Origin of the sequence: Paenibacillus sp. FSL R7-0273, from assembly GCF_000758625.1 — a bacterium.
Classification (GTDB): Bacteria; Bacillota; Bacilli; order Paenibacillales; family Paenibacillaceae; genus Paenibacillus_AQ.
This window is the reverse complement of sequence record NZ_CP009283.1, coordinates 7,207,326-7,231,470: the sequence shown is the minus strand read 5'-3', so window position 1 is coordinate 7,231,470 and position 24,145 is coordinate 7,207,326. Positions and strand designations below refer to the sequence as shown.

Genomic DNA, 24,145 nt, shown 5'->3' with positions numbered 1-24,145 from the left:
AAATTTATAAGGTGTTCCGTATCATAAGTCGCATCGCCCCATTTGACACCCACCCCCACCAAATGCTATTTTAACCCTAGAATATCAAAGGCAATGTAACCTTAGGGTTCAACCTCGCTGAGAAGTGTGGGTTGGGCCCTTTTTGCATTCCGACAGAGGAGGAATATTAGCGTGCTACGGACTGAATTGCTTTTACAAAGGCTGGATGAGATTGGGGAGACGCTCGGACGTAAGGGCGGGGCGCTGCTGCTGCTGGGTGTGGGGTCGGTGGGGGTAGAGCTGGAGCGGATGGATGAGTATTCGGATTTGGATTTTTTTGTTATTGTGGAAGCAGGGCAGAAGGACAGGTATATTGACCGGCTGGATTGGCTGGAGGAGACGTACCCGCTTGCCTATGCTTTTAAAAACTCTGATGCGGGCTGTAAAATCCTGTTCGAGGACGGGATTTACGGCGAATACGCGATATTTGAGGAGCAGGAGCTGATCGACGCCTCCTATACAGAGGGCCGGGTAGTGTGGAAGGCTCCACTGTACAACAACACGGCTATTGCCAAACCGAGCAGACCGCTGCCGAGTCAAAAGTGTGATTCCCTGGACTTTCCGCTGAACGAAGCGTTAACCAATCTGTACGTGGGGCTGGGCCGTTATGCCAGGGGAGAGCGCCTGTCGGCTGCACGGTTTATTCAGGGCCATGCGATCGACCGGGTTTTGTCGGTGCTTCATCTGCTGGAGCCGGAGGTGGATTACTTCCCCGATCCCTTCGGGAATGAGCGCCGTTTAGAGAAGCGGTACCCCGGTTTTGCCGACAAGCTTGGCGGTATGCTGCAGGGATATGATCGTGTACCGGAATCGGCACTATGCATTTTAGAGTTTATTGAAGCCGTCTATCCGGCCAATCCAAGACTAAGCACGGAGATACGAAACCTGGTTCATAAGCTTACTGCCAGATAAGGAGGAACACACAATGTTACAAAAAGCAGACCTGGAGCAGCTGCTCGGCCCAGACAGCAATTCTGACAAACCACTTGTTGTGCTGATGTGCGGGATAGCGGGCTCGGGCAAGACGACCTTTTCGCAAAAAATAGAGCCGTACGGCTTCACGCGCCTGTCTATTGATGAAGAGGTGTGGGCGGTTCATGGACGGTACGGGATCGATTATCCGGCCGAGAAGTACCGGGAGTATCTGAATGAGGCACATCTCAGTCTGCACAACCAGATTGCACAGTGCATTAAAGAGCGCAAACCGGCTGTGGTGGACTCCAGCTTCTGGAACAAGGCGGAACGGGATAAGTATAAGCGGCTGATCGAAGAGGCAGGGGGCCGGTGGAAGCTGATCTACTTGAAGGTGCATCCAGATGAGCTGCGGAGGCGGCTGAAGGTGCGGAGTGAGCGTTTTGATGCGAATGCTGCTTTTACGATTACAGAGAAGCTGTTAAATACCTTTCTTAGCGGCTTTGAAGAGCCAAAGGGCGAAGGCGAATGGGTTATCGAGAATTGAAAGACAGGTTCATCTTACATATTGGAGGCTGGAGGATTTGAAAAAGGGTCTGGCGTTATTATTAGGATTATCGTTGTGTTTACCGGCGATAAGTACAACCGCATTTGCGGATAGCATGGATATAAAGGTCAATGTTGAAGGGGACCGTGTCGTGTTTGATCAGCCCCCCGTTATTTTTGAAGGCCGGACACTGGTTCCAATACGTGCGGTTTGTGAGAAGATCGGTGCTACTATTAAATGGGATGTTAGTACCCGGACTACGACTGTAAGTAAAGGTAATAAAACACTAAGTCTGCAAATCGACAGCCAGCTAATGCAAGTCAGCGGAGGATCTCCGGTGCAATTGGATGTTCCGCCGCAAATTTATAATGGACGCACCTTATTGCCCATTCGTGCAGTCGTTGAGAATCTTGGTTATGAAGTCACATGGGACGCAGCTAAGCAGATCCTTTCCATTGAGCAAGAGGGCGCTATTATCGTCGATGATCTGGGGAATACACAAGCGTATGGAGTAGATAATTGGGCACAAATTTCCCCGGTTCATCAATTTCCTTATAAAAATGAAGGTCTCGCGTATGCCTATACCGACAGTAATCAGCTTAAGATAACAACTCCCGGCAAAACGATGACCTTAGAAGTGAAGTATCCTATTCTTGGGGATGTCATTTCAGATGACGACGGTAATTTTTATGTCGTTTGGGGAAAAGCAAATAATACACAAAATGCTTCAATTGAAACCGTCTTTATTTCAAAATACTCACCAGAAGGACAAGAGCTGAAAACAACCGGGTTTGTAGGAAAATCCACGCCATGGCGTGAGGCTGACTCAGCAAAAACTAAGGTTCCTTTTGATAGCGGTAACTCCGTATCTGTTATATCAGATGGCATATTGGTCAATTATCATTCCAAAGAGAGATACGATGGGCATCAGAGTGATAATGTCATTGCTGTAAAAGTATCCGATATGTCGGCATATTCATTGCCTAATGATACCTATAGCGGACATTCTTTTAACCAAAGCCTGATTTACAGCAAGAAGTCATCAAGTCTTCTGTTTGCCAGTCATGGTGATGCGTACGCCCGCGGGTTCAGAGTTAATAATAGCTCCGGAAAATATGGCGATGACTCAGAAATATTGTTCCATTTCTATCTTGAAGCAAATGCAAACTATGATATGTATATAGTGAATACAACGTTTGCCCAGCTTGGAGGGCTTGCAGAAACAAGTAAAGGTGTCGCCTTGGTTGGTGCGTCTGCAAAATCAATAAGCGAGAAGGCAAAGAGTGAGAAACAAAATTTATTTGTACAAATCTTTGACCCGCAAGCAGCCCAGGTCTCTGAAGCTATGTTTATAGGTGGAGAAGTTCGTAGTGGTGCGCTTTCAACAGATATAAATGACAGGGATAATTCACCGCTCGAAAGTGTGACAGACTACGGTGTGCACTGGCTTACTGATTATAACGATACAGATGTTATTGCCCCACAGGTTGTATCGGCTAATGACCGCATTGTTATATTATGGTCAACCAATGAGGATACCTTCTACATGGTTTTATCTGAAGATGGAACAGTTATCACCCCCGCAACCTCACTAGGCGGACAACCGTTAAACTCATTTGAGCGTCCGGTGTATTATGATGGAGCTGTGTATTGGGCAGCTGTCAAAAACGGGCGATTAAAGATCATGAGTATTAGACCTTAAGCCTGCCTAAAAAAGAGACCTCAACACGCTCTGCTGAGCGGAATTGAGGTCTTTTTTCATACCACGGCTGCGGACCTTACTGTGGCACCCCCTGCGTCACCCCATGCACATAAGTCTGCCAAGGGGAGTCGAGTGCTCCCTGGCCCGGGTTGTAGGTGAAGAAGTACTCCACCGTGTCGCCCTGCTGGAGGTTCAGCACAGGGTAGGTGAAGTTGCCGTTGCCGGTAGAGGTCATGGCTACATTGATCTGGCCGCCGCCGTTGATTTTGTAGTGCAGGTCGGCGAAGGTTGCGCCGTTGACGTAGAATTGCAGGTTATTGCCGGTCTTTTTCAGGCCGCGTACGCTATCGCCGATGACTACGGTGACAGGCGGCGGGGTTACGACGGTGATGGTGCTGGAGGCGGTTTTGCCGCCGTCTGCGGTTGTGGCGGTTACCATAACGGTGCCCGCCGCGAGTCCGGTTACGCTGCCGCTGGCATTAACGGAAGCAACCGCCGGGTTGGAAACGGACCAGCTGACTGCCTTGTTGGTAGCATTCGAAGGCGCTACATTAGCGGCCAGCTGAACGCTCTGACCGACTTCAATCTGTGGGGACGCCGGTGTCACTGTGACTCCGCTGACCGCAACGTTGCCGGGGTTACCCGGATTGCCGCCGGTGCCTTCCTTATACACGCGTACATAGTCCACTTGCATAGTAGCCGGAATGTCAGACGCTGCCGGTACCCGGCCGCCGTCAAAATGTCCGCCGACTGCCAGGTTCATGATCAGGTAGAACGGCTGGTCGAATGGTGCATTCGGATTGTTTGGTGCGGCTACCGAATACCACTGCTCGCGGGTGACCTTGAAAAAGAACTGGCCGTCCACATACCATTTCATATTGTCATCTTCCCATACCATCGTATAGACGTGGTAATCGTTCGCGAATGTCTGCCCTTGCGGGAAATGATACTCTCCTGCAATGTAGCGGTTCACCGGCCACTGACCGCCAAAGTGGATCGCGCCGCTGGTTGTACCAGGGAGCCGTCCTTTGGCTTCCATAATGTCGATTTCACCGGAAGCGGCCCAGGCGCCGTAGGCGGCATCTTCAGGCAGCATCCAGAGCGCCGGCCAGATGCCGTCACCGGTAGGCAGCTTGGCGCGGATGTCTACCCGGCCGTACTGGAGGGACAGGTTATCTTTGGTGTTGATTTTGCCGGAGGAATATTCCGCATACCGGTTAGGGTCCTGCGGGAACGAACGGTGGTCGTTCAGGGCGCGGATGTTCAGCTGGCCGCCGGACACGAACACGTTCTGCGTGCTGTTGGTATAATGCTGCAGCTCGGCGTTGCCCCAGCCCCAGCTGTTCACGTCGTTGCTGATGTAATAGCCGGTCTCATAATTCCATTTGCTCGTATCAAGCGCGGTGCCGCTGAATTCATCCTGCCAGATGAGGTTCATGCCGGCGATGGCCGGGTCGCTTGGCGTACCGATAGCAATGTCCTCCTGGTCAGATTCATCCGGGCGGGGAGCGTTAGGATTACCGATAAAGTTGTAATAGACATAGTTGGTGCCAACATTGCCGCCGGTCTGTCCGTTCAGCGGATAGCCGATGCGGATTTCCATGTTCTCCTGGATGGGCTGGAACCACAGGCCGTAAATATAGTCAGCCCAGTATCCCCACTGGTTGGCGGCGGACATGTTATTGTACCCGTTGCCTGCATAGACAAAGCCGCTTTGGGCGGAGCTGCTGAGATCAACCCATACGCCGGCTTTTTTAATCTGATAGACGAATTTATTCAGCTCGCTGCCGATCGGCGCGCCTCCGTCAATTTTCGGGAGCGGGAAGCCGATGGAGCCGCTGTTGTCAGCTGTGTAAGTCGTATTACTGTCGTAGGCGGACAGCGTATACGAATTGCGGACCGGCTGACTGAAATTGATCGTGTAGACCAGGCTGGCCCCTGAGGTTTTGGATTCCAGCTTCACGTTAATAGATTCCGTTACTGTGAACCAGTAGCCGCCGCCCCCTTCGGTGAACTGGCCGAAGTTGCTGTCATAGATCCAGTCGCTGGCCGCATTGTTGTCGATGTTAACCCACTGGCTGCTGCTGACCGGCTTAACGGACAGCTTCAAATCCTGGGCTACTGCGGCGTAGATGAGGTTCGGATCATTGTTGAACACCGGATACGTAAAGCCCGCACTGCCAGTAAAGCCTGCAGTAAGCACCGGCCCCTGTGTGGCAGCCATCGACGTAATGGTCGCCGTGTTAACGTTTTGGAACGCCAATGTGTAATTCAGTGTAACGTTGCTGTTGGCTTTGGAGTAGAGCTGAATTTCAGTGGTCGTGCTGAGCGTGAACCAGTAGCCGTTCGCGCCGCCGTCGCTCCAGTGCCCCCAGTTCTGGTTGTAGACGAAGCCGCCTGCGCTGTCGATGTCTACCCAGTTGCCATTTTTCTTCACTTTGACGCCGACATCGCCGGATACATCATTCCAGGTTGCAGCACCGCCATTGAATATTGGCATAACAAACCCGTAGCTGGCTTGTCCTACACCTGATTTGGAGATGACCGGCCCGTCTGCCGCCGAGAAATAAGCCATAGACGATACCGTAGTAGCCGCTGCCTGAACCTTAGAAGCCGGTAGCAACCCTATGCCCGATAACATTACGAGCGCGAGAAACAGACTCCAAACCTTACGCGAGAACCGGAGCTCAGCCTTATACAATCGTTTCATACTTGCCCTCCTTTAGAATAGTCTGGCATTATGGAAACCGCTTACAATAGAGTACATCTTCATTCTAGCGAATGGGCTGGCCCGGTAAAAGGTACAGGATTTTATATACAGGCCCAATATTTTGGTTTTGGGGAGCTATAGCCCCTCCCTATAGCCAGATATGACATTTAGATGTTATCGGCCGGCCTCAGCCGCATGCTACAATCACAGCACGAAGAATTTGATGTGAGCATAACGGAGGAGGATTCTATCATGTGTAATAAATTTCAAATTGTAGGCAGCCTGTTACGGCCGTCGGAGCTGTTAAAATATAAAACGCAGATCGAGCACCGGGATGATATCAGCTATCCGTTTTATCAGGATTTTGCGGGTTATGAGACTTGCGAGGCTGAGGCGATTAAGAATGTAGTGAATAAGGAAATCGAACACGGTCTTTCGGTAATCACGGACGGTGAGTATTCCAAATCGATGTGGCATCTGGATTTTGTCTGGGGCTTTGAAGGAATTGAGCGTTATATCGCGGATCACGGGTACTTTTTCCGGGATACAGACGGCACTTCTAAATATGAGACGCGCAAGGATATCGGCCTGCGGATTACAGGTGAGCTGAGCGGGAAGAACCATCATTTTATCAAAATATTCAAGGAGTTCCAGGAGCATGCCGGTGACCGTGAAACGAAGCTGTGCGTTCCGTCACCGTCGCATATTTTTGGAGAGCTGTCCTGGTCTGACAACATTGGCGGCAAGGATGCCGTTTACAAGAACAGACAGGAGCTGAAAGCCGGCCTCGTTAAGGCCTATAAGGAATTCGTGGGGGAATTTGCGGCTCTTGGCGGAAAAATCATTCAGTTCGACGACTGCCTGTGGGAGCTTTTTGCAGACGATAACCCAAACTCCCCGTATACCGGCGAAAATATCAATCAGGAGGAAGTACAGGCGCTTGCCACTGAATTCATTGATATTAACAACACCGTGATTGATTACGGACATAGCCTTGGCCTGAAGGTATGGACGCACAACTGCCGCGGCAATTATGATTCCCGCAACATGGGCGGGGGCTCGTACGTTAAGATCGCCAACCTGTTCCTGAAGCAGCTGAAGTATGACCGCTTTTTCCTGGAGTGGGATGATGAGCGCGCGGGTTCGCTTGAGGCTCTCGCTGTCTTCAAGGATCGCCCGGATACCGAGATTGTACTCGGCCTGCTGTCCTCCAAGACCAATACGCTTGATGATGAAGAGCGCGTAGTCAGACTGCTGAATGAAGCAGCGACGATTATTGATAAAGACCGGCTGTTCCTCTCCCATCAATGCGGATTTGCCTCCTGCGACGGCGGTAATGAGCTGACAGAAGACGAGCAATGGGCAAAAATCAACCAAGGGCAGCGGATTGCCAAGCAATACTGGCAGACCCAGTCTGTATAAAAAAAGATGGCCTTAGTCCAGCGCTTCGCTGGATTAAGGCCTTTTTTCTGTGAAAACCGTCCGCTACCCCTGCTTGCGCCGCACCATCTGCCGGTACTCCGTGGGCTGCATGCCCATGACCTCGCGGAAGGCACGGGTGAAGCTTTTGTAGCTTTCGTAGCCGACCAGCGGCGTAATCTCGACGATCTTATACTCCGTTTCGGCCAGGAGACGGCGCGCCTTATCCAGCCTGACATCGCGCAGGTATTCGGCGAAGCCCTTGCCGACGTTTTTCTTGAACAGGTTGGAGAAATAGGCGTAGTTCAGCGACACATGGTTGGATACCATCGCCAGATCGAGCGGTTTGTGGTAATTCTCGTGGATGAAGCGGATTGCCTCGTTTAGGTCCTGGGAGTTGCGGTAGCTGCACTTAAATTCGTGATAGAACTGGCTTAGCCGCAGCATCTGCTGCTGGAGCGCTTGAATATATTCGCGGATACCCGGATGATCATAGAGATTGCGCAGCGGATCGATATCCAGCGCATCCTCGCCCATGTAGGGGCGGATTACCCATTCGTACTCCTCCAGCATCTGCACCACCGCCCGGCATAGCCGTTCTGTATAGCCGATGTGATAGCGCTGCAGTACATTTTTATGAAAAAGCATAGAGATGCCTTCGGTGATCCGGCTGCCGCTATCCGCTCCGATGAACCGGAACAGGGCGTACAGCTCCTCATGGGGGAGCTGCCACTGCTGCACCAGCCCTGCCGTCTTCTCAGGCAGAATGCAGCGCAGCTCAGGAAACAGATAGCTGTGCTTATGCAGCTCCTGCACCTCGGTGTAGGCACCGGGCAGCGCCTTTAAGCCCTGCTGCGGCCCGGTTATGGCCGCTGTCGCCGCGATCTGCGCAGCCTTAAGCGCCTCGGGCAGCTTCCCCGTATCTGCGGCGGCGTCTACCGCCAGAATCAGATGCGGGCGGCGCTGCAGGCAGATGCAGCCTCCGCTGCCGTACACGCTGTAGGCTAGCGACTCCATGCTGTGGGCGCTGCTCGCGCCCGGCTGGTTGATCCGCCGCTCTTCGCTCAGCAGGCACAGCCGGTAGCTGGCCCACAGCTCCGGATGCTGCTGCTCCGTCCCGAAAGTCCACGCTTCGTCGTAGGCCGAGCCCTGCATGTACAGGCTCAGCTCCTTGCGGTCCGTCTCCCGGGCCATCCGGGACAGCTGCTCCATATCGCGGGATAGCGCTTGCCGGGTCATGATCTCCTGCCACACATGCTCCACCGAGGCCTGCAGATCCTCGCGGTTCACAGGCTTGAGCAGATAACCCTTTGCTCCCAGGCCGATTGCCTTCTGGGCATAAGCAAAATCGCCATAGCCGCTAATGATCAGGTAATCGACGGTCAGCTGCTCCTCCCGGGTCCTTGCCATCAGCTCAAGGCCGTCCATATCGGGCATGCGGATGTCGGTAATGACAAGCTGGATGCTGTACTGGCGGAGCAGCTGCAGCGCTTCAATACCGTTGGCCGCGCTAAAGATACTGTCCGGCTGCTGCGGGAACTGGCTCACCATTGCCTGCAGCCCGTCGCGGATATGCTTCTGGTCGTCCACAATCAGCAGGTTCATCAACTTCTACCATCCTCCCAGATTGACTTGCTCCCAAGGCAAACGTATGGTGACACTGGTGTAGGCACCCTGTACACTTTCAATCGAAAGCCCGCTGCCTTTGCCGTAATGCAGCTGCAGCCGTTTATGCACATTAGCCAGCCCCAGCCCGTTGCGGCTGGCGACAATCGGCCGGTCGGACTCATCGGCCATTTCCTCCTGCAGGCGGCTGAGTGTCTGCGGATCAATGCCGGTGCCGTTGTCACGGATTTCAATCAGCAGCATGAAGCTGTTCTCTACCCTCACGTTCATTTCGATGGCTACGCTCCCTCCCGGAGGCGCCGCATGATGCACGGCGTTCTCAACAATGGGCTGCATGCACATTTTGGGGATCGGGTAGCGCAGCACCTCAGGCAGAAGCTCGGCACGCAGCTCGAGGCTGCTTCCCTCCATAAAGTTAATGAAGCGGATATAGCTGTGAATATTGGCCAGCTCATCGCCCAGGCTGACGGTATCCCCGCGCCACTGCATGCTGTAGCGCAGCAGTGAGCCCAGCGATACCAGCGCTCCGGCGATGGCCGGCTGCCGCTCTACCTCCGCGCGCATCCGGATCGATTCCAGCGCATTGTACAGGAAGTGGGAGTTGATCTGCGAATGCAGGGAATGGAGCTGTGCATTCTTGGCTATTAGCTGCTTATCAACCACCTGGGTCATCAGCCGCTGGATTTCGTCCAGCATGCTGTTATAGCTGACAGCGACATAATCAATTTCATCACCGGAATCACTATCGCTAAGTCCGGTATGAATTTTGGCATCCAGCTGGCCCTGACGCACCTTGCGCATAGAGGCCAGCACCATCTCCAGCCGGCGAAAGATCCGCCGGGTCATATAGGAGATCATGACCATCATCATCAGCAGGACGCATAGCGTAATAGCCACCACAAGAAAATACCAGTTCCGGGGCCCCTTCATCAGCTCCTGATGGGAGGTGATGTCGACGATATAGGCGTTCAGCGGTGCGATATACCGGTACAATGCATAGTAGGTCTGATCGCCGGAAGTGATCTGAACGGGTTCATCATGCTGCAGCACATCCAGCCGGCTGTGAACGCGGGTAAGGATATCGTCCAGCTGCCCGTCTGCGACGAGAGCCGACGCATGGGCGGTATTAAATACGCTGCGGGAAGGCTGGCTTCCATCCATAACGACGGAGAAAAAGCTGCCGTCCCTCTCCTCCAGCAAATCGCTGAAAATCGCGCTATGCCGGGCCCGGATCTCCATAATGGTCGGCCGTTCGTTCTGCTTGCCCTGAAGCCGGACCAGTCTATAGTAAGATAAAGTGTGTTCCCCCTCCTGCAGGGAAAATAAGCGGAACGCCGCCCCGTTCTCCTCACGCAGCGTCATCCAGTAATCCTGCGGCCAGAAACGGTCATAGCGGTAGATTTCCGGCCATATCTCATGCAGGCCGGGGTTATCGACATAGAAGCTGAGCTGGCTGACCAGATCGTAGCTTTGGATGATATTATGCATCTGCTCATACTGGTTCTGCCGGAACTTTACCAGCTGCAGACCGTCAGCCTGCATGTCAGAGTGGATGAAATCCACGAAGCCTTTCTGTGTCAGCGCGGTTGAGGAAGCGTTCTCAAGCATCGTCAGCCGGCTGCGCAGCTGCCCCTCCAGGCGGGACACATGACTGCTGCCCTCGGCCATGGCATCCTTGTACAGCTGGGCCTCCTGTGTGCGGATGAACAGAAAGGATATTACAATGGCCGGGATCGCAATCATCAGGCTGAAGGCCAGAAACAGCTTCTGTGAGATCCGTGAATTGCGGTAAAGCTTCCTTATTGTTGTCTGTACGGCCTTCATTCCCATACCTCCCCATATTTGTAATATACCATGTATTACAAAAATACAGGCAGGCAATCAGCAAAATGCGCCTATTCACAGCAGACTCCACAGCAGGCGCTGCAAAAGGCTCTGTATAAGCAGGCAATACCGGCCGCCCTCGGGCAGCCGGCATCTCTATTAACTAATTCGCCATTTTGGTCTTCCGTGCATCCAGCTCAGCCTGGCGGAACTCTGTTACCTGCTGGAAGCCGTATTCGTCACGGCGCTCAAGGAAGCTTGCAAACACCTTGTCAAAAGCAGCCTCATCCTTGGCTGTAATCAGCTCCGGCAGCACTTCCTCCCAGTTCTGCGAAATCCGTGACCAGGCTACCGCAACCTCGGAATCGCCCAGCGGGTCAAGGCCCTTATAAATGCCGCTGTCAATATCAGCCTGGGCATTAGCAAAGTCCTCCATCTGCTTGATTACCGGTGCCTTCTCCGGTCTCCACTGGTTCACGATAACCGGGTTACGCATCATCCAGTACGTATCCAGCACACCGTATTGCTTCTCCAGTGTTTCGATATCACTTGCAATCAGGTTCACCATATCTGCCTTCAGCTGAGGCTTGCCGTCCACAGTCTCCCAGGTTTCGCCTTCCTTGCCGAGGAACAGATCCTGCTGCCCCTCTTCGCTGGCGAGATAGCTGAGGAAGCGGATCGCCCGTTCCGGGTTTTTGGTCGATTTGCTGATCATCGTGACCATCCAGCCGTCCATGTTGCCGGGGAACAGCTTGGCGCTGTTGCCTTTGCTGTTCTGCGGGCCGTCTACAGCGATATAGTAGGAATCCGGGTTGGCGCTTGCAGCCAGCAGCGGATTGACCGCCGTCATACCGGTCCATTCACGGATCATCATGAAATAGCGGGCATTGTTCGTTTTCTCCTCCACCTGTGTATCGGAATCCACGAGGAAGTCGACATTGATCAGTCCGCGCTCGTAAGCGGTGCGGAAGGTTTTCAGCCAGGTGAGGTATTCGGGATCGGTTACGCGGTCATACACCTTGCCGTCTTTTTCATGCGGAACAGCGAGCAGATTCTGCAGATACTCAGTCATCCCGTAGGGCACATTCCCTTGGGCAAAAAACGGGCTCATCGGCTGTCCCTTATATTCAGGATACTTATCCTTCAGCAGCTGTAATGCGCCAAGGAAGCCTTCCGGTGTGCTCAGGTCCGGGCTGCCCATTTCCTCATACAGGTCCTTCCGCACCAGGAAGGTCTGATTGGCCGCCGTCATGCCGGTCTCATGCATCAGATTCGGGCTATAGGAATCATTCGGAACCCCGTAGGTGTTGCCATTCTCCTGGCGGTACCATTTCAGCGTGCCGTCGCCGGCTACTTTGTAGAAATAAGGATCGTACTGGTCGGCCAGCTCATTCAGGGCGAAGACGTGATCGCCTTCCCAGAGCTTTTTGACAGCGGTTTCCCAGGAGCCCATGGAGATGAGGTCAGGCAGCTGGCCGGAGGTCATCATCAGGGTGATATGCTCATTCGCTTCACCGGAAGGCACTTCAAGCTTGACGTTGACGCCGGTTTTTTCCGTAACGTATTTCGAGGTCAGGCTCTCCCCCCAGGAATGGGCGTACCAGTTGGCTCCGACGAACCAGGTCAGGTCAATCGGGCTGGTGTCCAGCTTCCAGGCCGGCTCATCGGGATTCAGTGTGGCTTCTTCCTGCGGTGCAGCAGTAGCATCAGCCGGAGGTGCCGCCGTCGGGGCGCTTTCGTTATTGGCGGAATTGCCGCTGCAGGCGGCCAATGACAACGAGAGCATTGCCGTCAGCAGCAGGGTCAGGCTTCTTTTAACGGATTTACGCTTCATTAGAAGATCATCCTTTCGGTTTGGTTATCCCTTAATTGCGCCGATCATAACCCCTTTGACCAGATAACGCTGAATGAAGGGGTAGAACAGCAGGATCGGCAGTGTAGCCACCATCATGGAGGCGAACTTGATCGAGTTGCCGGGCAGCCTTGCCCCGAACTGGGCCATCGCCTGCTGCTGCATGAACGACATGGAGTTTTCGGCGATGATTTTGTACAGGATCGTCTGCAGCGGTAAAATGTCCTGCGAACGGATATAAATAACGCCCTGATAATAGTCATTCCAGTGATAAACGGCGGAGAACAGCGAGATGGTAGCGATTACAGCCATACTGTTGGGCAGTACAATCCGGAACAGCACACCATAATCCGATGCCCCGTCAACTTTGGCCGACTCCTCCAGACTATCAGGAATGGTGCGGAAGAAGCTCATGAAGATCACCATATTGAAAAAGCTGTACATGCCGGGAATGACGAACACCCAGAAGTTATCATACAGCCCCAGCTTCGTCATCAGAATAAAGGTAGGAATGAGTCCGCCTGAGAAAAGCATAGTCACCAGGGCCACCTTCATGTACACCTTGCGTCCGATCAGCGTCGTCTTGCTCAGGCCATAAGCGATAATGGCGGTGAACAGCACATGTGCCGCCGAGCCGATTATGGTACGCAGCGTGGTGATCAGGAACCCGTTCATCATCGTTTTATCATTAAAAACAACACTGTAGCTGGCCAGCGACAGCTGCTCCGGGAACCAGTTGACGGTGCCCAGCAGTGCCTGCTCCGGCGCGTTAAGCGAGTTAATCAGCACGAACCACATCGGGTACAGCGTCAGAAAGCATACCCCCAGCATTACTAGGGTGTTGCAGACTTCAAATACGCCGATGCTCCTTAAGCCTATGCGTCTTTTCACCGGTCTGCCCCCTTTCTAGAAGATACTGTCCCCGGTCAGTTTTTTGGATGTCTGATTCGCCATGAACAGCAGCCCCAGCGCCACGATGGAACGGGCAAACAGTACAGCTGTGGAGAAGGAATGCCGCCCTGACACAAGCCCCATGTTATAAATGTACAGGTCGAGGCTTTCCGCCATTTTCATGTTCATGTTGTTTTTCAGCATAAAAATCTGTTCAAAATTACTGCCCAGAATACCGCTCACCGCGAGAATGAACAGGATGGCAATCGTCGGACGGATGCTCTGCACGGTAATATGCCACATCCGCTGCCAGCGCCCTGCACCATCAAGCTCCGCAGCTTCATATAATCCGGGATCAATGCCCGAGATAGCCGCAATGTAGATAATGGCACTCCAGCCCGTTTCCTTCAGCGTATCGGTAAAAAAGGTAATCCACCAGAAGTATTTGGCATCACTGTTAAAAAGAATTTCGCGGTCCTGCAGCCCGATCGCCATCATCAGCTGATTGACCACCCCGCCTTCGCCGAGCCAGTTGAGCGCAATCCCGCCGAAGATCGTCCAAGCGATAAAATGCGGCAGATACGATATGGTCTGCACCGTACGCTTGAAGCGCAAGCTGCGGATTTCATTAAGCAGCAGCGCGAACAGAATCGGAATCGGAAAGCCTAAGATCAGCTTGATGCTGCTCATCCCCAGTGTATTGCGGATCGAACGCCAGAACCGGTCATCGCTCACGAAGGCCTCAAAATGCTTCAGCCCGACAAACGGTGACTCGAGCATGGGCTTAGCGATACTGTAGTCCATAAAGGCGATAACGAGCCAGAACATCGGAAGATAACAAAAAATAACCATCCAGACAATGCCCGGAATAACCATGCTTTGCAGCTGCCACTGTCTAAAAAACGCTTTCATTTGTTCCCCCCGGAATCGAACCATGTCTTATGTCCCCCCTTTCCTCTTCATCGTAAGAAAAAAGGCGCAGGAAAAAAAGGCCACCGTTTTTGCCGCCATCCCAATTTTTTGGATTCCGATATCCGTTTTACCGAAGTGCAGTATGCTGTGTTTACATGAGAGGAGTGTGCCAAGCGATGAGCAAGCTGGTGTGGGAACAGGATTTTGTAAAGAACGGGGGCGATCTCAGCCTCTGGAACATCCGGACGGGCAATGATCTGCTCGACCTGAATGATAAGCCCGTCTATCCGGGCTGGGGCAATAATGAGCAGCAGTTTTATACAGGCCGTGCCGATAATCTGTACTTTGATGAGCAAGGGCTGAACCTTCGGGCATGCCGTGAAAAAATAGAGCAGGACGGGCGGAGCTTCAGCTATACCTCAGCCCGACTTGATACAAGAAACCATTTCTCCTTCTGCTACGGAAAATTAGTTATTCGGGCCAAGCTGCCTGTCGGCCAGGGCCTGTGGCCGGCAATCTGGCTGATGCCGCAGGATTACGCCTACGGCCCGTGGCCGGCGTCCGGCGAGCTGGACATGCTGGAGGCCAAGGGCCGCCTGCCCCGGGAGATTGCCGGTACGCTGCACTATGGCAAGGATCTGGACAGCAAGGTAGTCGAGGAATTTACCCATGAGCTTGCGGACGGTACGATCAGCCAGTTCCGTGATTACGGCCTGGAGTGGAGTGCGGATTCCATCCGCTGGCTGGTGGACGGCCACTGCTTCGCCGAGCGCCGGCTGGAGCCCGGTATGCCGTTCGACCAGCCGTTTTATCTGATCCTCAACCTGGCCTTGGGCGGCTGGTACGACAACAATGTAGCGGTGGATGAGGACAGCCTGCCAGGGGTGATGACGGTGGCTGGGATTTGGCTGTATGAGTGAGGCCGGTGACCGAAATGAAGAGCAAAAAGGCCTCTGATTTCGGCCCGGACAGCCAAATGGCCGAAATGAAGGGCAAAAGTGCCTCTGATTTCGGCCCAGAAGGCCAAATGGCCGAAAGGAAAGGCAAAAGTGCCTCTGATTTCGGCTCAGACGGCCAAATAGCCGAAAGGAAAGGCAAAAGTGCCTCTAATCTCGGCGCTACCATCCCCGGGCTTGCTTGGCCCAACCAAAAAGGTACCCAACCGGGTACCTTTTACACTTCTCTGCACATCAAATCCTCACTCCAGCTCCCGCACCGTCTCCCCCTCCACCAGCACCGGCTGGTAGTAGGTGCTGTTCCTCAGGTCTTTCTTACCCTGCAGCTTCTTGATTACCCATTCGGCGGCGTCGCGGCCCATCTGCTCCTGCGGGTGGGTCAGGGTGGTCAGCCTGATGTTGGCATTCTTGGCAATGTAGGAATTGTCCTGGCCGATGATGGACAGGTCCTCCGGGACGGAGATGTCCAGCTGGCGGCATACATTTACTGCCTCCAGGCCGACCTCGTCGTTGTAGCAGACGATGGCTGTCAGCATGTCCCTATTTTCGCTCAGGAATGTCTTGAGGCTGCCCTGCAGCACCTGCTTCGTCTCGGTATCAAAGGACAATACCTGCTCGGGATGGAACCGCAGCTTCGCTTCGCCGAGTGCCTTGATGTAGCCCTTCATCCGGTATTTGCCCTGCAGGTCATCCATCTTGGCAATGATGCCGATCTGGGTATGGCCCTTGGAGATCAGCTCCTTGGTAGCCAGATAACTGGACTGCACATCATCGAGGCAAAAGAACGGCACCTCCAGCTCCTCATAATACGCATTGATCATGATGAACGGCACGTCCTGCTCCTTGAAGGACAGGTAGTAGGCGATGTTAGGATTGTACAGGTTACTCTTCGTAGGCTCCACAATCAGGCCGTCGACCCCGAAGGACAGCATCATCTCCAGCGCCTTCTTCTCCTGGGCTACATCATTATTGGTGCTGGCCAGCAGCAGCGAATAATTATCCTCATTCAGCCGCCCCTCAATCCCGCGGATAATAGAAGGAAAGATATAATCTGAGAGGTACGTGGTAATGACCCCGATCGTCCGCTTGCTGGAGCCGCCTGCCGCTTTGGAACGGAACTGGCTGCTGACATAGGTGCCGGAGCCCTTTTCGCTGCGTAAAAAACCTTCATTAGACAGCTCCAGAATCGCCTTGCGCACCGTCTGCCGGCTGACGTTATAAGTCTCCTGTAAGGCCAGCTCGGTAGGAATCTGTTCGCCCACACTATAGGCTCCGGATAGAATATTGCTTTTTATATCATCAAAAATAATCTGGTATTTTGTCTTCATCGGACTCACTTCTTTCGAGGTAGTTCAGAACGGAATGTAATACCCGTGTAAAAGTTGTACGTACATATTGTAACACAGATATTAGCTTATTATAGTCTATGAGCGCATATGTATAAACATAAAGTTAATTTGTATGTATATCTTACAAGTTGTATTGACAAATGTACGAACAAAAAATATACTGGAGCTGTTAAAGGGAAGCGCCTTCTTTTTATTGTTAAAATTATAACAGGTTGGCTTAGGGAGGAGTAACGTGGGCATGGATCAGAACATCAGGCAAGCGATACTTGAGGGAGGAACCTCACTGGGTATCGAATTTGGGTCCACACGTATCAAGGCGGTACTGATTGACCGGAAGTTTGAGACGGTTGCCTCCGGCAGCTATGAGTGGGAGAACCAGCTGGTTGACGGATACTGGACGTATGATTTGAATGATATCATCAAGGGCCTGCAGACTGCCTACAGTGAATTGAAGCAGGAAGTACAGCAGAAATACGAAGTCACCCTGAGCAAGGTGGGGTCGATCGGATTCTCGGCCATGATGCACGGATATATGGCTTTTGACAGCAAGGGAGAGCTGCTGGTTCCGTTCCGGACCTGGCGTAATGCGACAACCGGAGCTGCGGCCAAGGAGCTTACTGAGGCATTCCAGTTCAATATTCCTGAGCGGTGGAGCATTGCCCATCTGTATCAGGCGATTCTTAACAAGGAAGAGCATGTGCCGGACGTTGATTTTGTAACCACACTGGCCGGGTACATCCACTGGCTGCTGACCGGAACGAAGGCAATCGGCATCGGCGATGCTTCGGGGATTTTCCCGATTGATGAAGCGGCGCAGGATTATAATCCGGCAATGGTCAAGCAGTTCGATGAGCTGATTGCAGCTAAGGGCTATTCTTTGAAGCTTGGAGAGCTTTTGCCAAAGGTGTATCATGCAGGCGAGCAGGCAGGCGTACTCACTGAAGCGGGTGCTGCGATTCTGGACGTGTCCGGGGACTTGCAGGCAGGTATTCCACTGTGCCCTCCTGAGGGTGATGCCGGAACAGGCATGGTTGCTACCAATAGTGTAAGAAAACGCACCGGTAACATCTCTGTAGGTACCTCTGTGTTCGCGATGATCGTGCTAGAGAACGATCTGTCCGCTGTGTATCCGGAGATTGATATGGTTACTACGCCGGACGGCAGTCCGGTAGGGATGGTGCATGCGAATAACTGCTCCAGTGACATCAACGCATGGGTTGGCCTGTTCCGTGAGTTTGCGGAGGCTATGGGCTTCCAGGCGGATTCCGGCAAGCTGTTCAGCGTGCTGTTTGGCAAGGCGCTTGAGGCGGATGCCGACGGCGGCGGTCTGCTGAGCTACGGTTATTTTTCCGGGGAAAATATTACAGGCATCGAGAAGGGACGCCCTCTCTTCGTACGCTCGCCTGAGAGCCGCTTCAATCTGGCTAACTTTATGCGTACGCACCTGTTTACCGCTTTTGCCGCGCTGAAGATCGGGATGGACATCCTCACGAAGAAGGAGAATGTCGCAATCGACAGCATTCTGGCGCACGGCGGCTTATTCAAAACACCTGTGGTCGGACAAAAGATCGTGGCTGCCTCGATGAACGTACCTGTCTCCGTAATGGCAACAGCCAGCGAGGGAGGTGCCTGGGGGATGGCGATTCTGGCCGCGTTCATGCAGAACAGGGAGCAGCAGGAGCGTCTGGACGATTTTCTCGATAACAAGGTATTTAAGGATACGGAAGGACAGGTCATTCATCCGGATGCAGCTGACGTTAAGGGCTTTGAGCTCTTTATGGAGCGGTATGTGGAAGGACTGGCGATTGAGCAGGCTGCTGTAGATCATCTGATAGAGAACGGGAGGGGTTAATGTGTTAGAGCAATTGAAGGAAGAGGTATTCCAGGCCAATCTGGATCTGCCTAAGCAAGGACTTATCAAGTACACCTGGGGTAATGTCAGCGCGGTTGACCGTGAGCGTAACCTGTTCGTCATTAAACCAAGCGGAGTCAGCTATGAGAAAATGAAAGCCAGCGATATGGTCGTTGTCGATTTTGACGGTAACGTTGTTGAGGGCGATCTTAGACCTTCCTCAGATACACCGACCCATGCTGTGCTGTATAAGCATTACAAGGAAATCGGCGGCATTGTGCATACGCACTCCATGTGGGCAACCGTCTGGGCGCAGGCGGGCCTTGATGTTCCGGTTATGGGAACTACACATGCTGACACCTTCTACGGCGCTGTACCTTGTACCCGGTTCCTCACACAAGAGGAGATTGACCGCGGGTATGAAGCAGAGACAGGGCATGTAATCATCGAGACGTTTGAGCAGCGGGGCATTGATATTATGGCGGTTCCCGGCGTACTGCTGAAGGGTCATGGACCATTCACCTGGGGCAAGGATGCCCATTCCGCTGTTATGAACAGTGTGGTGCTGGAGGAAGTGGCTAAGATGAACCATTTTGCCCGTGAGCTGAATCATTTCGCCGAGGAGCTGCCGCAGCGGATTCTGGATAAGCACTATTTGCGCAAGCACGGCAAGGATGCCTACTACGGCCAGAAGTAATATTGGGTACGGATTACCCTACTATCACAATTTAAGAGAAGAGGATGAATATAAATGACAACAGTTAGTGACAAGCAGTTCTGGTTCGTTGTTGGATCGCAGCATCTGTACGGAGAAGAAGCACTCGGAGAAGTTAAGGCCCACGCCCAGGAAATGGTCGATGCACTGAATAACAGCGGCGTTCTGCCTTACCCGCTTGTATTGCAGGATCTGGCAGTCAGCGCGGACAAAATCACCACCATCATGAAGGAAGTTAACTACCGTGATGAGGTTGCGGGTGTAATCACCTGGATGCACACTTTCTCCCCGGCCAAAATGTGGATCCGCGGCACCAAGCTGCTGCAGAAGCCTCTTCTTCACCTGGCTACCCAGTACAATGAGAGCATTCCTTGGGCAACGATCGACATGGATTTCATGAACCTTAACCAGGCTGCCCATGGTGACCGTGAGTACGGCTTCATCAATGCCCGCCTGAACAAACAGAATAAAGTGGTTGTAGGCTACTGGCAGCGCCCTAATGTACAGAAGCAAATTGCCGAGTGGATGGACGTAGCGGTTGCTTACAACGAGAGCTTCAACATCAAGGTTGCCCGCTTCGGCGACAACATGCGCAATGTAGGGGTTACTGAAGGCGATAAAGTAGAAGCTCAGATCCAGTTCGGCTGGACCGTTGACTACTTCGGTATCGGCGACCTTGTTGCTTATGTAAACGAAGTAACGGAAGAAGAGATCAATGCCTTGTTCGCTGAATATGCAGAGCAGTACGATTTCGATTACGGCAGCTACAGCAAGGAAGCATGGGAAGCGAGCGTTAAGGTTCAGGCCAGCTACGAAATCGCCCTGAAGCGTTTCCTGGATAACGGCGGCTACAATGCCTTCACATCGAACTTTGAAGACCTGCACGGCATGAAGCAGCTTCCGGGTCTGGCTGTACAACGCCTGATGGCACAAGGCTACGGCTTCGCCGGCGAAGGCGACTGGAAGACGGCTGCCCTTGACCGCCTGCTGAAGGTAATGGCCCACAACGTGAACACCGGCTTCATGGAAGATTACACGTATGAAATGGCAGAAGGCAAGGAAGCGATTCTGCAGTCCCACATGCTTGAGGTTGATCCAAGCCTGGCAAGCAGCAAGCCTAAGGTGCTGGTATCACCGCTGGGTATCGGCGACCGTGAAGATCCGGCCCGCCTCGTATTTGACGGCAAAGCAGGCGAAGGCGTTGTTGTATCGATGGCAGACTTCGGCACACACTACAAGCTGCTGATCAATGAAGTGGAAGCATTTGAGCCAGAGGTTGCAGCTCCTAACCTTCCGGTAGCGCGTGTTCTGTGGAAAGTTAAGCCTAACTTCCAGGACGGAGTGAAGGCCTGGATCGAGAACGGCGGCGGTCACCACACCGTGGTTTCCCTGAACCTGACTACCGACCAGATCGTCAGCTACGCTAAGCTCGTAGGCTTGGAATATGTAATCATTAAATAATCTAATTATTCAGAGGAGCGGGTAAGCGTTGGCTTGCCTGCTTTTTTTGTCGCTTTTTTAGGTTTGACAGCTTCTGTTCCCGATGATAAGATACGGCTAACTATGAAAAGGAGGACTGCGGCTATGACCCCATCCATGCGCTTGAGATGAGTACCCGAAAGAGCAATTTTCACCATTAAGGTGGGCTTTTTTGGGTTGCTTATCTGTACGTATGGACATAGGCCGTAATCCTGACGGTTTATATGCAGAGCCTTATTTGGCTATGCCCTGTTCCGACGCGTAAAGCAAGCAGACTCAAGCCCACTGGACTTGAGTCTGTTTTTTTTGACTAACGGCTTGGCTGCTTCAGAAACGAAATCCATTTACTTTTGGGAGGTACAATTTATGAATCATATGCACTGGAAGAGGACATTCGCTTTTATCTTTAGCGGTCAGATTTTCTCGATTCTGACTTCATCGATGGTGCAGTTCTCGATTATCTGGCATCTGACAGAAACGACAGGGTCAGCCTCTGTGCTGATGATCGCCGGGCTGGTCGGCTTCCTGCCGCAGGCCATCCTGGGGCCGTTCATCGGCGTCTGGCTGGACCGCTGGAACCGCAAGCGGACCATGATCATCTCCGACAGCATGATTGCTGTCACCAGCCTGATCCTGGGCGCTTACTATTTATGGGGCGACCCGAGCCTGTGGGTTGTGTATGTCGTACTGTTCATCCGCTCCGTGGCCTCTTCGTTCCACGCGCCGTCTTTCCAGGCGGCCGTCCCGCTGATTGCCCCGGAGGACCAGTTAACCCGGGTAGCGGGCTGGCAGCAGATGGTCTTCTCCGCTTCCAGCATCCTGGGACCGGCGCTTGGGATCGCCGTATACTCGGCTACATCGCTGGGAACCGTGCTGCTGCTTGATGTGGCGGGCGCACTGATCGCTAACGTCATGCTGCTGATGGTGAAGATTCATCAGCCGAAGCCGGAAGTGGTGCAGGCACCGTCCTTCCGGCAGGAGTTCATTCTCGGCTGGCGGACCTTTGTTTCCTCTAAGCAGATTGTCTTTATTACGATTGCCATGGCAGGCTTTAGTGTTGTCTTCATGCCGCTGGCCATGCTGTTCCCGCTGATGACGCTGGAGCACTTTGGCCGGGGCGGATACAGCGCGAGTGTTATAGAGGCGGTATTCGGCATCGGCATGATCATCGGGGGCGTGCTGCTGTCGGTATTGTCCTCCAAGTGGCGTGACTCCACCTATATGAGCGTAAGCCTTGTTATTATCGGCCTGACCTGTCTGCTGAGCGGAGTTGTCGGCAGCGGAGCCTTCGTGGCCTTTGCTGTGCTTTCCTTCTTCATGGGCGCTGCTGCGCCGCTGTTCAACGGCCCTTATATGGCTATGATCCAGAAGGCTTACGAGCCGGAAACGTTAGGGCGCGTCATTTCGCTCGTTTCCAGCATCGGGATGCTGTCTTCTCCAATCGGGCTGGCCCTGGCCGGGCCGGTTGCAGACCGGTACGGGGTGCAGGTGTGGTTTTTCTGGTCGGGCATCGTTGTAGCGGTGATCGGTATCATTGTTTTTCTCAAGTTTTACGGAAAGGCTGAGGAGGAGCAGGTACAGGGTTAGGCGCACGTTAAGTATAAAATTGGCAATGAGACTTTTTTCACAGCTCTAATACTCACACCGCGAGTAATATGTTAGAATATCAGAATGCATTAACGCTTCACCAACTTAATACACTACAGGCTATGAATGCTATGGATCACACTATAGCAGGAGCAGCTTCTGGAGAGACTGCGGGCTACCGCAGCGCCGAAGGGTTCACAATCTCAGGCAAAAGGACAGAAGAGTACTGAATATTTATCTGCCTTGCGGGCTGCTGCCCGCAGGGCGGGTAGTGTTTGATATTCTTATGAGCCGGGAGATTGGATGATCGTATCCAGTCTCTTTTTTTATTGGCAGCAGCAGGCTGTAATCATAAGGGGGAAACAGGCATGGCAGAGTTAAAGAGAGAGCTGGCTAACCGGCACGTACAGTTAATCGCAATTGGAGGAACGATTGGAACAGGGTTATTCCTGGGATCAGGGCGGGCGATTGAAAAGGCGGGTCCGTCGATCATGTTCACTTATCTGATTGTGGGAATCGCTGTGTTTTTTGTAATGAGGGCACTGGGGGAACTGCTGCTGTCCAAGGCGGGGTACCAGTCCTTTACGGATATAGCTGAGGATTATTTAGGGCCTAAGGCCGCTTTTGTCACAGGCTGGACGTACTGGTTCTGCTGGATTATGACGGCGATGGCCGATGTCATTGCGGTAGGGGTCTATGTGCAATACTGGTTTGATATCCCGCAGTGGATACCTGCCGTCATCTGTCTGATTATTCTGCTGGGACTTAATCTGCTGACCGTCAAAAGCTTCGGCGAGCTGGAGTTCTGGTTCGCATTAATCAAGGTGGTTACGATTCTTGCCCTGATCGGGCTCGGGATTGTCCTGCTCGTCATGGGCTTCAAGACAGATGCAGGAGCGGTAACGGTCCGCAATCTGTGGCAGCATGGCGGAGTATTCCCTAACGGCATCACAGGCTTCCTGTTCTCCTTCCAGATGGTCGTGTTTGCTTATGTCGGTGTAGAGCTCGTAGGGGTGTCGGCGGCAGAAACGGCTGATCCTGAGAAAAATATCCCGTCAGCGATTAACAAAATCCCGCTGCGGATTCTGTTCTTCTACGTTGGCGCGCTGTTCGTTCTGCTGTGCGTTAACCCGTGGACCCAGCTCAGCCCGGCGGAGAGCCCGTTCGTAAGAACCTTTAGCCTCGTGGGTATTCCGGTTGCTGCCGGGATTATCAACTTCGTCGTCCTGACCTCAGCTGCGTCGGCCTGCAACAGCGGGATGTTCTCGACCAGCCGGATTCTCTACAATCTGAGCCGCAAGGATCAGGCTTCTGCCCGGTTCGGCAAGCTGAACAAAAATCATGTGCCGGCCAATTCGCTGTTCATTTCTACACTGGTTGTTTCAGCCGGTGCGCTGCTGAGCAAGCTGGTTCCGGAGCAGGCCTTCGGCATTGTGACTACGGTCAGCGCCATTTGCTTTATTTGGGTCTGGGGCGTAGTGCTGGTATGCCACATCAAATACAAGCGGAACCGTCCGGACCTGCAGGCTGCCTCCAAATTCAAGGCACCGTTCACTCCGGCAGTTAACTATATGGTTCTGGCGCTGTTCGCAGCAATCCTGATCATTATGCTGATTGCCGAGGAGACCCGTCCGGCGCTGCTGTTCACTCCGGTCTGGTTCATCCTGCTGTTCGTCCTGTATCTGGTGAGAAGCAGGAAGCAGAAGAGCCGCGGGGAGACCGGAATTAATACCGGTGCCGGGAACCATATCCAGCTGTAGACACAATAAAAAC

17 protein-coding genes and 1 riboswitch are annotated in these 24,145 nt (G+C 53.0%); of the genes, 10 read left to right on the top strand and 7 right to left on the bottom strand.

Annotation, left to right across the window (positions count from 1 at the left end):
* Positions 1-171 precede the first annotated feature (171 nt).
* The 3 genes from R70723_RS31065 to R70723_RS32660 are packed head-to-tail and all read left to right on the top strand — an operon-like array spanning position 172 to position 3,200.
* Complete coding sequence (locus tag R70723_RS31065; RefSeq protein ID WP_039877995.1) at positions 172-951, top strand: hypothetical protein; 780 nt, start codon at positions 172-174, stop codon at positions 949-951.
* Between the two features lie 13 nt (positions 952-964).
* Positions 965-1,498 (top strand): P-loop nucleotide/nucleoside kinase family protein, encoded by a 534-nt coding sequence (locus tag R70723_RS31060; protein WP_039877994.1) that lies wholly within the window; start codon positions 965-967, stop codon positions 1,496-1,498.
* A gap of 37 nt (positions 1,499-1,535) precedes the next feature.
* Complete coding sequence (locus R70723_RS32660; protein ID WP_063837780.1) at positions 1,536-3,200, top strand: copper amine oxidase N-terminal domain-containing protein; 1,665 nt, start codon at positions 1,536-1,538, stop codon at positions 3,198-3,200.
* Between the two features lie 76 nt (positions 3,201-3,276).
* Here R70723_RS32660 and R70723_RS31050 read toward each other — a convergent pair whose 3' ends face one another.
* Positions 3,277-5,910 carry a family 16 glycosylhydrolase gene (locus tag R70723_RS31050; RefSeq protein ID WP_039877992.1) on the bottom strand — a complete coding sequence of 878 codons (2,634 nt, stop codon included), beginning with the start codon at positions 5,908-5,910 and terminating at the stop codon, positions 3,277-3,279.
* Positions 5,911-6,162: 252 nt separating this feature from the next.
* Between R70723_RS31050 and R70723_RS31045 the strand changes: the two genes are divergently transcribed.
* Positions 6,163-7,332: a cobalamin-independent methionine synthase II family protein gene (locus tag R70723_RS31045; RefSeq protein ID WP_039877991.1), complete on the top strand. Its 1,170-nt coding sequence runs from the start codon at positions 6,163-6,165 to the stop codon at positions 7,330-7,332.
* Positions 7,333-7,395: 63 nt separating this feature from the next.
* Here R70723_RS31045 and R70723_RS31040 read toward each other — a convergent pair whose 3' ends face one another.
* From R70723_RS31040 to R70723_RS31020, 5 genes are all read right to left on the bottom strand, one after another.
* Entirely contained in the window at positions 7,396-8,934 is a 1,539-nt protein-coding gene (locus R70723_RS31040) for a response regulator (protein ID WP_039877989.1), read from the bottom strand.
* Positions 8,935-8,940: 6 nt separating this feature from the next.
* Positions 8,941-10,779 carry a sensor histidine kinase gene (locus R70723_RS31035; RefSeq protein ID WP_039877988.1) on the bottom strand — a complete coding sequence of 613 codons (1,839 nt, stop codon included), beginning with the start codon at positions 10,777-10,779 and terminating at the stop codon, positions 8,941-8,943.
* A gap of 163 nt (positions 10,780-10,942) precedes the next feature.
* Positions 10,943-12,613, bottom strand: a complete 1,671-nt coding sequence (locus R70723_RS31030) for an extracellular solute-binding protein (protein ID WP_039877986.1) — start codon at positions 12,611-12,613, stop codon at positions 10,943-10,945.
* A gap of 24 nt (positions 12,614-12,637) precedes the next feature.
* Positions 12,638-13,522 carry a carbohydrate ABC transporter permease gene (locus R70723_RS31025; protein ID WP_039877985.1) on the bottom strand — a complete coding sequence of 295 codons (885 nt, stop codon included), beginning with the start codon at positions 13,520-13,522 and terminating at the stop codon, positions 12,638-12,640.
* Between the two features lie 15 nt (positions 13,523-13,537).
* A complete protein-coding gene (locus tag R70723_RS31020; RefSeq protein WP_231574805.1) occupies positions 13,538-14,434 on the bottom strand; it encodes an ABC transporter permease in 897 nt (298 codons plus the stop codon).
* Positions 14,435-14,610: 176 nt separating this feature from the next.
* Here R70723_RS31020 and R70723_RS31015 point away from each other — a divergent pair, with 176 nt between their 5' ends.
* Positions 14,611-15,354, top strand: a complete 744-nt coding sequence (locus tag R70723_RS31015; protein ID WP_039877982.1) for a glycoside hydrolase family 16 protein — start codon at positions 14,611-14,613, stop codon at positions 15,352-15,354.
* Between the two features lie 278 nt (positions 15,355-15,632).
* Here the strand turns inward: R70723_RS31015 and R70723_RS31010 are convergent, their stop codons facing one another.
* Entirely contained in the window at positions 15,633-16,718 is a 1,086-nt protein-coding gene (locus R70723_RS31010; RefSeq protein ID WP_039877981.1) for a GntR family transcriptional regulator, read from the bottom strand.
* Positions 16,719-16,977: 259 nt separating this feature from the next.
* On the opposite strand from R70723_RS31010, the gene R70723_RS31005 reads away from it, so the two are divergent.
* The 5 genes from R70723_RS31005 (at position 16,978) to R70723_RS30985 (ending at position 24,132) form a co-directional block, all read left to right on the top strand.
* A complete protein-coding gene (locus R70723_RS31005; RefSeq protein WP_039877980.1) occupies positions 16,978-18,591 on the top strand; it encodes a xylulokinase in 1,614 nt (537 codons plus the stop codon).
* Position 18,592: 1 nt separating this feature from the next.
* Positions 18,593-19,288, top strand: a complete 696-nt coding sequence (locus R70723_RS31000) for an L-ribulose-5-phosphate 4-epimerase (RefSeq protein WP_039877979.1) — start codon at positions 18,593-18,595, stop codon at positions 19,286-19,288.
* Positions 19,289-19,342: 54 nt separating this feature from the next.
* On the top strand, positions 19,343-20,767 hold the full coding sequence (gene araA / locus R70723_RS30995; RefSeq protein ID WP_039877978.1) for an L-arabinose isomerase: 1,425 nt from the start codon (positions 19,343-19,345) through the stop codon (positions 20,765-20,767).
* Positions 20,768-21,151: 384 nt separating this feature from the next.
* Positions 21,152-22,372, top strand: a complete 1,221-nt coding sequence (locus R70723_RS30990) for an MFS transporter (protein ID WP_039877976.1) — start codon at positions 21,152-21,154, stop codon at positions 22,370-22,372.
* A 149-nt stretch (positions 22,373-22,521) separates the two neighbouring features.
* Positions 22,522-22,601, top strand: a riboswitch (glycine riboswitch).
* Positions 22,602-22,740: 139 nt separating this feature from the next.
* Positions 22,741-24,132: an amino acid permease gene (locus R70723_RS30985; RefSeq protein WP_047171283.1), complete on the top strand. Its 1,392-nt coding sequence runs from the start codon at positions 22,741-22,743 to the stop codon at positions 24,130-24,132.
* Positions 24,133-24,145: the final 13 nt, after the last annotated feature.

Bases quoted from the DNA above. Each gene is read 5' to 3' on its own strand.
- R70723_RS31060 (WP_039877994.1), top strand. From the start codon at position 965: ATGTTACAAAAAGCAGACCTGGAGCAGCTGCTCGGCCCAGACAGCAAT.
- R70723_RS31050 (WP_039877992.1), bottom strand. From the start codon at position 5,910: ATGAAACGATTGTATAAGGCTGAGCTCCGGTTCTCGCGTAAGGTTTGG.
- R70723_RS31045 (WP_039877991.1), top strand. From the start codon at position 6,163: ATGTGTAATAAATTTCAAATTGTAGGCAGCCTGTTACGGCCGTCGGAG.
- R70723_RS31040 (WP_039877989.1), bottom strand. From the start codon at position 8,934: ATGAACCTGCTGATTGTGGACGACCAGAAGCATATCCGCGACGGGCTG.
- R70723_RS31035 (WP_039877988.1), bottom strand. From the start codon at position 10,779: ATGAAGGCCGTACAGACAACAATAAGGAAGCTTTACCGCAATTCACGG.
- R70723_RS31030 (WP_039877986.1), bottom strand. From the start codon at position 12,613: ATGAAGCGTAAATCCGTTAAAAGAAGCCTGACCCTGCTGCTGACGGCA.
- R70723_RS31020 (WP_231574805.1), bottom strand. From the start codon at position 14,434: ATGAAAGCGTTTTTTAGACAGTGGCAGCTGCAAAGCATGGTTATTCCG.
- R70723_RS31015 (WP_039877982.1), top strand. From the start codon at position 14,611: ATGAGCAAGCTGGTGTGGGAACAGGATTTTGTAAAGAACGGGGGCGAT.
- R70723_RS31010 (WP_039877981.1), bottom strand. From the start codon at position 16,718: ATGAAGACAAAATACCAGATTATTTTTGATGATATAAAAAGCAATATT.
- R70723_RS31005 (WP_039877980.1), top strand. From the start codon at position 16,978: ATGGATCAGAACATCAGGCAAGCGATACTTGAGGGAGGAACCTCACTG.
- araA (WP_039877978.1), top strand. From the start codon at position 19,343: ATGACAACAGTTAGTGACAAGCAGTTCTGGTTCGTTGTTGGATCGCAG.
- R70723_RS30990 (WP_039877976.1), top strand. From the start codon at position 21,152: ATGAATCATATGCACTGGAAGAGGACATTCGCTTTTATCTTTAGCGGT.
- R70723_RS30985 (WP_047171283.1), top strand. From the start codon at position 22,741: ATGGCAGAGTTAAAGAGAGAGCTGGCTAACCGGCACGTACAGTTAATC.